At 69.9% G+C, this 10,452-nt stretch carries 4 protein-coding genes, 1 tRNA gene and 1 rRNA gene; 5 read left to right on the top strand and 1 reads right to left on the bottom strand.

Translation table 11 applies throughout. From position 1 onward, the window contains the following. The 3 genes from rrf to ACZ6EG_RS33915 form a co-directional block, all read left to right on the top strand. Positions 1-92: ribosomal RNA gene (gene rrf / locus ACZ6EG_RS33925) — 5S ribosomal RNA — on the top strand; the annotation flags it as partial. Positions 93-206: 114 nt separating this feature from the next. Continuing rightward, on the top strand, positions 207-869 hold the full coding sequence (locus ACZ6EG_RS33920) for a DegT/DnrJ/EryC1/StrS family aminotransferase (protein WP_361014852.1): 663 nt from the start codon (positions 207-209) through the stop codon (positions 867-869). A gap of 77 nt (positions 870-946) precedes the next feature. Then, positions 947-1,022: transfer RNA gene (locus tag ACZ6EG_RS33915), tRNA-Thr, on the top strand. Positions 1,023-1,080: 58 nt separating this feature from the next. Here ACZ6EG_RS33915 and ACZ6EG_RS33910 read toward each other — a convergent pair. After that, on the bottom strand, positions 1,081-3,834 hold the full coding sequence (locus ACZ6EG_RS33910; RefSeq protein WP_391972084.1) for a SpoIIE family protein phosphatase: 2,754 nt from the start codon (positions 3,832-3,834) through the stop codon (positions 1,081-1,083). A gap of 392 nt (positions 3,835-4,226) precedes the next feature. Here ACZ6EG_RS33910 and ACZ6EG_RS33905 point away from each other — a divergent pair, with 392 nt between their 5' ends. Beyond that, positions 4,227-9,734, top strand: a complete 5,508-nt coding sequence (locus ACZ6EG_RS33905) for a HAMP domain-containing protein (RefSeq protein ID WP_469610475.1) — start codon at positions 4,227-4,229, stop codon at positions 9,732-9,734. A gap of 415 nt (positions 9,735-10,149) precedes the next feature. Continuing rightward, the coding region (locus tag ACZ6EG_RS33900) for a response regulator (RefSeq protein ID WP_469610472.1) at positions 10,150-10,452 on the top strand (303 nt) is incomplete at its 3' end.

Raw genomic sequence — 10,452 nt, 5'->3', positions numbered from 1 at the left:
CGCCCGGTTACATTCCGAACCCGGAAGCTAAGCCTTTCAGCGCCGATGGTACTGCAGGGGGGACCCTGTGGGAGAGTAGGACGCCGCCGAACAATCATTCAAAGGGTTGGACCCCGAACTTCGGTTCCGGGTCCAACCCTTTTTTGTTCTCCGTCACTTAAAGTTCACGTTGCGCTATGACCATCGGACGTATGGGTACCGCAGCAATGCTCAGGGCCGCCGGCGTAGGCGTCGGTGACGAGGTCGTCGTACCTGCCTTCGGCAACGTCGAGGTCGCCGAGGCCGTGGTAGCGGTCGGCGCCTTGCCGGTGTTCGCCGACATAGATCCGGACACGTACTGCCTGGACGCCTCCGCGGTGGAGGCGTCGGTGACGTCCAGGACCGTGGCCCTGGTCGCCGTGCACCGCTTCGGGCGGCCGGCCGACATGGGATCGTTGCACGGAGTGGGGCAGCGACACGGGCTGCTCGTGCTGGAACAGGGCGAATCCGAGGCGTCGTACGACGAGACGGCGCGGCGCAGGCAGCGGGCGGCCTATCTGGACGGGAAGTTGCGAGGCGTGCGCACACCGGACTGGGGTGACGGGCACACCTATCAGCAGTACGTGGTGCGCGTCCCCGGTAACGGGCGGCCGGACCGGGACGCGTTCGCGCGGGCCGTGCGGGGCAGGGGAGTCGAGTGCCGGGTGCCGGTGAAGACGCCCGTGCACCGGATGCCCGGCTTCCGGCGGTGCGTGTCCCTGCCGGAGACGGAACGTGCCTCGGACGAGACCCTCGCGCTGCCGGTCGACGCCTCGTTGACCAAACGGGACATGCAGCGGATCGTGTCCGCCTGCAACGCCCTGGGAGGTTTGCTGCAGCCCGCCTTCTGACAGCGTGGTTGGGAGCACCGCTCTGTTCGGGGTATGATCTATTCCGTTGCCGCGAGGGAAACCCCGCAAAGCGACAGGCCCCTATAGCTCAGTCGGTAGAGCGTCTCCATGGTAAGGAGAAGGTCAACGGTTCGATTCCGTTTGGGGGCTCCAGCGCAAAAGGCCCCGCCCGAATGGGCGGGGCCTTTCGCATGCCCGGACGGCCGGCGCGCTAGTCCGCGTGGGGCTCCGGGACCCGCATCGCGAGAATGGCCATGTCGTCCGACGGGGCGTCCGACGCGAAGCGCTCGACCGCGCGCATGATGCGGGCGGCCACCGCCCCCGCCGTCAGCCCTGTACAGGTCGTGAGGACGTCGGCGAGGCCGTCGTCACCCAGCATGCGCGTGCCCTCACGGCGTTCGGTCACGCCGTCCGTGACACAGAGCAGGACATCGCCCGGGTCGAGGATGACCGTCTGCTCGTACAGCTCCAGGTCCTCGATGACACCGAGGAGGGGCTGCGGCTCCGCCGCGGGTTCGACCGTGCCGTCCTGCCGCAGGCGCAGGGGGAGCGGATGGCCGGCGCAGACCACCTTCAGCTCGGCGCTGCCGTCCTCCTGCGGGCGCATCTCCCCGTACAGCAGGGTGAGGAAGCGGCTGCGGGCGCCCTCGTCGAGGATCGCGGAGTTCAGGCGCTCCAGGACCGCGGGACCGCTGAGGCCCTCGCGGGCCAGCAGGCGCAGGGCGTGCCGGGCCAGGCCCGTGACCGCCGCCGCGTTCGGGCCCGTGCCGCAGACGTCGCCGATGGCGAACCCGTAGGCGTCGTCGCGGATGGGGAAGACGTCGTAGAAGTCACCCCCGACCTCGTTGCCCTCGCCGGCCGCGCGGTAGATGACCTCCACCTCCACGCCGTCGATCACGGGGAGTTCCGGCGGCAGGAGGCTGCGCTGGAGGGACTGGCTGATGGCCGTGCGCTCCGAGTACAGGCGGGCGTTGTCCAGGGCCAGGGCGGCCCTGCGGGACAGGTCCTCGGCGAGCTCGAGGATCTCCTGGCGGAAGTGCTCGTCCGTCGGTTTGCCGAGCGTCAGCATGCCGATGACGCGGTTGCGGGCCACCAGCGGGAGGACCACGGTCTCGCCGCCGACCGCGGACGCCGTGGCCAGGGTCGGGCCGATGCCGGTGCGCAACTGGCGGGACGGGTTGCCGCTGAGACCGAGGTCGCGCATGGACGTGCGCAGCGCCGCCTGGTGGGCCATCTCGGCCGGGGCCGACCAGACACGGGCGCCCGGAGTGGGCACCGGGTCGGGCGGGGCGATCTTGGACAGCAGCGACTTGATGCCGTCGATGAGCTCCTCGTCCTCGTGCAGGACGTAGGAGAGGTACGGCTCCGACGCCTGGTCCGCGATCGTGTACACGGCACACCAGGTGGCCAGGGTCGGGACCGTCATCTGCGCCATCAGAGCCAGGGTCTGGTCGCGGTCCAGGGTGCCGGCGAGGAGGTCGGAGGCCTCGACGAGGAAGCTCAGCGAGCCGCGGCGCAGGCGCTCCAGCTCACCCAGACGGGCCGACTCGACGGCCAGGGCGATGCGGTCGGCGGCGAACTGCAGGCGCAGCGCCTCCTCGTTGGAGTACCGGCCCGACGCCTCCGCGGCGACACCGAGGGAACCGGTGAGGCGGCCCTCGACCTTGAGAGGGACGGTCACGACCGAGCGCATGCCCGTGCCGTTCAGCAGCGGGACGGCGCCCGGGACCGCGGCCAGGTCGTCGTGGACCGCCGGCATGCGCGCGGAGCCGTAGCGGCCGGGGCCGGCCTCGACGGGGACGCGGGCGAAGCGCTGGCGGGCGGAGGGCAGGCCGGTGGAGGCGCGGACCTCCAGCTCCGTCTCGTCGTCGGTCGCCAGGAGCAGGAAGGCCGCGTCGGCGTCCAGCATGTCGCGGGCGCGCTCGACGGTGCGCTGGAGGAGGCCGTCCAGGTCGTCCGGGGCGGGCGAGCCGATGAAGACCTCGAAGGGGTCGGTGCTCTGGCCCTCGGCGGAGGCGCCCGAGTCGGAGGACGGCACACGCAACGGCGTCTGGAGCACCGCGCGTTCGTGGTCGCGGACGAGGAGGCAGACCGTGGAGGGCTCCCCGCCGGCGTCGCGGACCCGGAGGTGGGAGGCGTAGACCGGGGTGACGCGGCCGTCGGCGTGCCGTATGCCGTAACTGCCCTCCCAGCGGGAGAGCTGGAGGGCCTCGGCGATGCCGGTGCTGGTGCCCGGGGTGTGCGGCCAGGCGGCCAGGTCGGTCAGCGGCTTGCCGGTGACCTGCTCGGCGGGGTAGCCGAAGAGCTCCTCGGCGTCCTCGTTCCAGGACGTGACGGCGCCGGTGCGGTCGATCTGGACGACGGCGACGCGGACCCGGCCGTCGGCGAGCGGGAGCAGCTCGGCGGGCAGGGCGGGCCCGGCGCTGCGGGTGCCGACCGCGCGCTCCGGCAGGTGGAGGTGGAACCAGACGTTCTTCAGCGTCGGCGTGTACTCGACGCCCCAGCGGTCGGCAAGGGCCGCGCACAGCTGGAGGCCGCGCCCGCCCTCGCGGTCGGGGCTGCCCATGTCGGCGGGGGAGCCCTGGAGGGGGACCTCGCGCTCCGGGTAGTGGTCGGCCACCTCGATGCGTACGCCGTCGTCGCTGCGCAGACACATGACGTCGGCGGTGGTGCCGGCGTGCACCACGGCGTTGGTCACCAGTTCGCTCGTGAGCACCACGGCGTCGTCGACGATGTCGGCATGGCCCCAGCCCTGGAGCGTGTCGCGGACGAAGGACCGGGCACTCGCCACCGATCGTCCGACGGGCTCGAAGCTGGCGGCCGCGCGCGCGGTGATCACAGAACTCCTCGACCCTCTCTCCCCTTGCACGGCCTCACGGCCGACCGGCTCGCGCCGCTGCTGCGGCAGATCCCCCGTCGGCCCGGAATCCGGGGGCTGCTCCCCCGGGATCAGTCCGGTGGTCATTCCGGCCGCCCCTCCGATGCCCGCTCGTCTCCGTGCCACCGCCCAGGCCGGACGGACCGGTATGGCTGGACAGCCGCATGCAAGGTTACTTACCTTCGCCGTCCACGCGGATGCCGGTCTGCAGTGTTTCCGCCCAGAGGGTGTGCGGACGATGTGCGAAGCTGCCGAACTGTTATGGCCTGGTTCTGCCGGGGTGAAACACTGGGCAGGCTCCCCATGAGGATCCGGGCAGGTTGAATGCGCAGCGAGTGCGGCGGGCAGCAGCCCTGGGAGCGGTCCGGTGAACCGGTCCGGATCGCGCGGCAGCACAGGAAGTACGCGGCAGTAACCGGTCCGCCGAGCGGTGGCAGCCGGGCACAGCGGTAACGGTCGACCCCTGCGGGAGGGACACAGTGGAGTCTGGCGCAGCGACGCGGGGCACTAAGGCGCGCGCGAAGGGCGGAGAGTCCCTGAGTAACCAGGGCAGGACGCGGGGTGGCAGTACGACGGTGGACACGGCCGCGCTGAATCGCCTGCTGGCGGCCCTGGTGTCGATGCGGGAGGGCAACTTCCGCAAACGGCTCACGGTGTCCGGCGACGGCGTGATGTCGGAGATCGCGGCGGTCTTCAACGAGGTGGCCGACCGCAATCTCCACCTCACGGGTGAGCTGGCGCGGGTGCGGCGCATGGTGGGCCGTGAAGGAAAGCTCACGGAGCGGCTGGAGACCGGCGCCTGCGGGGGGTCCTGGGCGGCCGCGATCGACAACTCGAACGCGCTGGTGGACGACCTCGTACGGCCGGTCTCCGAGGTCAGCCGGGTGCTGTCGGCGGTGGCGGACGGTGATCTGTCGCCGCGCATGGAGCTGCGGACCCAGTCGGCGGAGGGCACGGGCCAGCCGCTGCGCGGCGAGTTCCTCAAGGTCGGGCGGACCGTGAACAACCTGGTCGACCAGTTGTCGACGTTCACGGACGAGGTCACGCGGGTGGCCAGCGAGGTCGGCACCGAGGGCAAGCTGGGCGGTCAGGCCCGAGTGCGCGGCATGTCCGGTTCGTGGAAGGACCTCACGGACTCCGTCAACACGATGGCGTACCGGCTCACCGCCCAGGTGCGGGACATCGCGCTGGTGACGACGGCGGTCGCCAAGGGCGATCTGTCGCGGAAGGTCACGGTGCACGTGGCCGGCGAGATGCTGGAGCTGAAGAACACCGTCAACACGATGGTGGACCAGCTCTCCGCGTTCTCCTCCGAGGTGACGCGCGTGGCGCGCGAGGTGGGCACCGAGGGCGCCCTGGGCGGGCAGGCGCAGGTGCCGGGCGTGGCCGGGGTGTGGAAGGAGCTGACCGACTCCGTCAACACCATGGCGGGGAACCTGACGGCCCAGGTGCGCGGGATCTCCGAGGTGACGACGGCGGTCGCCAACGGCGACCTGTCCCGGAAGGTGACCGTGCCGGCCCGGGGCGAGGTCGCGCAGCTCGCCGAGACGATCAACCAGATGACCGAGACGCTGCGGATCTTCGCGGACGAGGTCACGCGGGTGGCCAGCGAGGTCGGTGCCGAGGGGCAGCTGGGCGGACAGGCGAACGTGCCGGGTGCGGCGGGGATCTGGAAGGACCTGACGGACTCCGTCAACACGGTCTTCCGGAACCTGACGACCCAGGTGCGGGACATCGCCGCGGTGACGACGGCCGTCGCGAGCGGTGACCTGTCGCAGAAGGTCACCGTGGACGTGGCCGGCGAGATGCTGGAGCTGAAGAACACCGTCAACACGATGGTGGACCAGCTGTCCTCCTTCGGTGCCGAGGTCACGCGGGTGGCCCGGGAGGTCGGTGTCGAGGGTGAGCTGGGCGGTCAGGCGCAGGTGCCGGGGGCGGCCGGGACGTGGAAGGACCTCACGGACTCCGTCAACACCGCGTTCCGCAACCTCACCGGCCAGGTGCGCAACATCGCCCAGGTGACGACGGCGGTGGCCAACGGCGACCTGTCGCAGAAGGTCACGGTGGACGTCTCGGGCGAGATGCTCCAGCTGAAGAACACCGTGAACACGATGGTGGACCAGCTCTCCAGCTTCGCCGACCAGGTGACGCGGATGGCACGGGACGTGGGCACCGAGGGCCGCCTCGGCGGTCAGGCCCGGGTGGACGGCGTGTCGGGCACGTGGAAGGAGCTGACGGACTCCGTCAACTTCATGGCGGGCAACCTGACCTCCCAGGTGCGGCAGATCGCCCAGGTGACGACGGCGGTGGCGCGGGGTGACCTGTCGCAGAAGATCGACGTCGACGCGCGCGGGGAGATCCTGGAGCTGAAGAACACCATCAACACGATGGTCGACCAGCTCTCCGCCTTCGCCGAGCAGGTCACCCGGGTCGCCCGGGAAGTGGGTACGGAGGGCCGCCTCGGCGGTCAGGCCCAGGTGCCCGGCGTCGCCGGCGTGTGGCGCGACCTGACCGACTCCGTGAACGGCATGGCCGGGAACCTGACCGCTCAGGTGCGCAACATCGCGCAGGTCGCGACGGCGGTGGCCCGCGGTGACCTGTCCCAGAAGATCACCGTGGACGCGCGCGGGGAGATCCTGGAGCTGAAGAACACTCTGAACACGATGGTGGACCAGCTGTCGTCGTTCGCCCAGGAGGTCACCCGCGTCGCGCGGGAGGTCGGTACCGAGGGCATCCTCGGCGGCCAGGCGGAGGTGCAGGGCGTCTCCGGCACCTGGAAGGACCTCACACAGTCCGTGAACGGCATGGCGAACAACCTGACCATGCAGGTCCGCAACATCGCCGAGGTGACGACGGCGGTCGCCAAGGGCGACCTGTCGAAGAAGATCACCGTCGACGCGAAGGGCGAGATCCTCGAGCTGGTCACCACCGTCAACACGATGGTCGACCAGCTGTCGTCCTTCGCCGAGCAGGTCACGCGGGTGGCCCGCGAGGTGGGCACCGAGGGCATCCTCGGCGGCCAGGCGAGCGTGCCCGGCGTCGTGGGCATCTGGAAGGACCTCAACGACAATGTCAACCTGATGGCCAAGAACCTCACCGTCCAGGTGCGGAACATCTCCCAGGTGGCCGCGGCCGTCGCCAACGGCGACCTGACGCGGACGGTGACGATCGAGGCCCGCGGCGAGGTCGCGCAGCTCGCCGACACCTTCAACACCATGGTGCGGACGCTGCGGTCCTTCGCCGACCAGGTGACCAAGGTCGCCCGTGAGGTGGGCACCGACGGCATCCTCGGCGGCCAGGCGCAGGTGCCGGGTGTGGCGGGCACCTGGAAGGACCTCACCGAGTCGGTGAACCAGATGGCGTCCAACCTGACCGGTCAGGTGCGCAACATCGCCATGGTGACGACGGCGATCGCCAAGGGCGACCTCACCAAGAAGATCGACATCGACGCGCGCGGCGAGATCCTGGAGCTGAAGACGACCATCAACACGATGGTCGACCAGCTGTCGTCCTTCGCCGAGGAGGTCACCCGTGTGGCCCGCGAGGTCGGCACCGAGGGGCAGCTCGGCGGTCAGGCACGCGTGCGTGACGTCGACGGCACCTGGCGGGACCTCACCGAGTCCGTGAACGAGATGGCCGGGAACCTGACCCGGCAGGTGCGTGCCATCGCGCGCGTGGCGACCGCGGTGACGCGCGGCGACCTGAACCTGAAGATCGACGTGGACGCCTCCGGGGAGATCTCCGAGCTCCAGGACTACATCAACAAGATGATCGCCAACCTGCGCGACACCACGATCGCCAACAAGGAGCAGGACTGGCTCAAGGGCAACCTCGCCCGGATCTCCGCGCTGATGCAGGGCCGCCGGGACCTCCAGGACGTGGCCTCGCTGATCATGAGCGAGCTGACCCCGGTGGTCTCCGCGCAGCACGGTGCCTTCTTCCTCGCCATGCCGCTGGTCGACGGCCAGGAGCAGGCGGGCGCCGAGCACGACCAGTACGAGCTGCGCATGCTCGGGTCGTACGGCTACTCGATGGGCTCGATGCCGACGTCGTTCCGGCCGGGGGAGGCGCTGGTGGGCACGGCCGCACAGGAGAAGCGCACGATCCTCGTGGAGAACGCGCCGAGCGGCTACCTGAAGATCTCCTCCGGACTCGGGGAGGCGCCGCCCGCCCAGGTGATCGTCCTGCCGGTGCTCTTCGAGGGACAGGTGCTCGGCGTGATCGAGCTGGCGTCCTTCACCCCGTTCACGCAGATCCAGAAGGACTTCCTGAACCAGATCGCCGAGATGATCGCGACCAGCGTCAACACGATCTCCGTCAACACCAAGACGGAGGTGCTGCTGAAGCAGTCGCAGGAGCTGACCGAGCAACTGCGGGACCGGTCCGAAGAGTTGGAGCAGCGGCAGAAGGCCCTCCAGTCGTCCAACGCCGAACTGGAGGAGAAGGCGGAGCTGCTGGCGCAGCAGAACCGCGACATCGAGGTGAAGAACACCGAGATCGAGGAGGCGCGGCAGGTCCTGGAGGAGCGCGCCGAGCAGCTCGCGGTCTCCATGCGCTACAAGAGCGAGTTCCTGGCCAACATGTCGCACGAGCTGCGGACGCCGCTCAACTCGCTGCTGATCCTCGCCAAGCTGCTCGCCGACAACGCCGACGCGAACCTGTCCCCGAAGCAGGTCGAGTTCGCCGAGACGATCCACGGGGCCGGCTCCGACCTGCTCCAGCTCATCAACGACATCCTGGACCTGTCGAAGGTCGAGGCGGGCAAGATGGACGTCTCCCCGACGCGCATCGCGCTCGTCCAGCTCGTCGACTACGTGGAGGCCACCTTCCGGCCGCTGACCGCGGAGAAGGGCCTCGACCTGTCGGTGCGGGTCTCGCCGGAGCTGCCCGCGACGCTGCACACCGACGAGCAGCGGCTGCTCCAGGTGCTGCGCAACCTGCTCTCCAACGCGGTGAAGTTCACCGACTCGGGAGCGGTCGAGCTGGTCATCCGGCCGGCCCGGGACGACGTGCCGAACGCCATCAGGGAGCAGTTGCTGGAGGCCGGTTCGATGACCGAGCCGGACGCCGAGCTGATCGCGTTCTCGGTGAGCGACACCGGCATCGGCATCGCGGCCAGCAAGATGCGGGTCATCTTCGAGGCCTTCAAGCAGGCCGACGGCACCACCAGTCGCAAGTACGGGGGCACGGGCCTCGGGCTCTCCATCTCGCGGGAGATCGCGCAGCTGCTGGGTGGCGAGATCCACGCGCAGAGCGAGCCGGGTCGCGGGTCGACGTTCACGCTCTACCTGCCGTTGCACCCGAGTGAGCTGCCCGCCCACGGTTACCAGCAGGCCCTGCCGCCGCTGGCGTCGGGCGAGTCGCTTCCCTCCGGGGGCGCCCCGGCCGAGGAGGCGGCGCCGCCGGCCGAGGTGAGGCCGTACCGGGACGCGCAGAGCGGAGCCGCGGCGCTGTTCAGGCGCCGGCGCCGGGGCGTTTCGGAGGCCGAGGCCCGGTCCGCGGCACAGCAGGACGGGTCCTCGGTGCAGCAGGACGGGTCCGCGGTGCGGCAGGAACACCAGACGGCCGTCGAGCACGAGGCGACGCCGCAGACACACCGCGGCATCCGGTTCGCCGGGCAGAAGGTGCTGATCGTCGACGACGACATCCGCAACGTCTTCGCCCTCACCAGCGTCCTGGAGCAGCACGGTCTGTCCGTGTTGTACGCCGAGAACGGCCGTGAGGGCATCGAGGTGCTGGAACAGCACGAGGACGTGGCGGTCGTCCTGATGGACATCATGATGCCCGAGATGGACGGATACGCGACGACCACGGCGATCCGTCGGATGCCCCAGTTCGCGGGGCTGCCGATCATCGCGCTGACGGCCAAGGCGATGAAGGGGGACCGGGAGAAGGCCATCGAGTCGGGAGCGTCCGACTACGTGACGAAGCCGGTCGACCCCGACCATCTGCTGACGGTGATGCGGCAGTGGATGCGGGAGGAGTGAGGCCCAGGGCCGGGCGGGCATCGTAAGGCGCGGGCGGGCACCACCAAGGTCTGTCCGGCCGCCTGGCCCGTGGTGCGTCCGGGCACCACCCGCGCGGGACGTTCGGGCAGTGTGCGAACGTGGGGTGTACGCGAGTGCCGGGAACCTTCGGACCGCGCCCGGAGTTGCTGACTCAGTGTGCCCGAAGTCGTGTAGAAGGACGGGATTCGGGGAACCTTCTGGTCTCCCACTGCGTTTCTGCTACGTGCACAGTGACATCGCGGTGACAGGGTGTGTCGACGGGTGGGGTGCGGCTACGATGACCGGCACAAGGACGGACGGCGCAAGGGAGCCGTCCCCTGGGGCGGCGCCCGCCGGTGCTGCCCCAAGTCCTGCGGACAGGGGAGGCCCCACGCCGGGGCGAGGAGGGCGGGCCATGGTGCAGAAGGCCAAGATCCTCCTGGTCGATGACCGGCCGGAGAATCTGCTGGCGCTGGAGGCGATCCTCTCGGCGCTCGATCAGACGCTGGTGCGGGCATCGTCCGGGGAAGAAGCGCTCAAAGCACTGCTCACGGACGACTTCGCGGTCATCCTGCTGGACGTCCAGATGCCGGGCATGGACGGTTTCGAAACCGCCGCCCACATTACTGATCTTTTCGTAAGTTCGGTGGGTGTGGTGGGCGTGTGGGTGGGAGGCTGTCGGCGTGGCTTATCAACCTTCCTCTTCGGTTGCCGGCGC

Source organism: Streptomyces sp. NPDC041968, from assembly GCF_055589025.1.
Note: the sequence above shows the minus strand (reverse complement) of the source record. Positions and strands in the feature narration are given on the sequence as shown.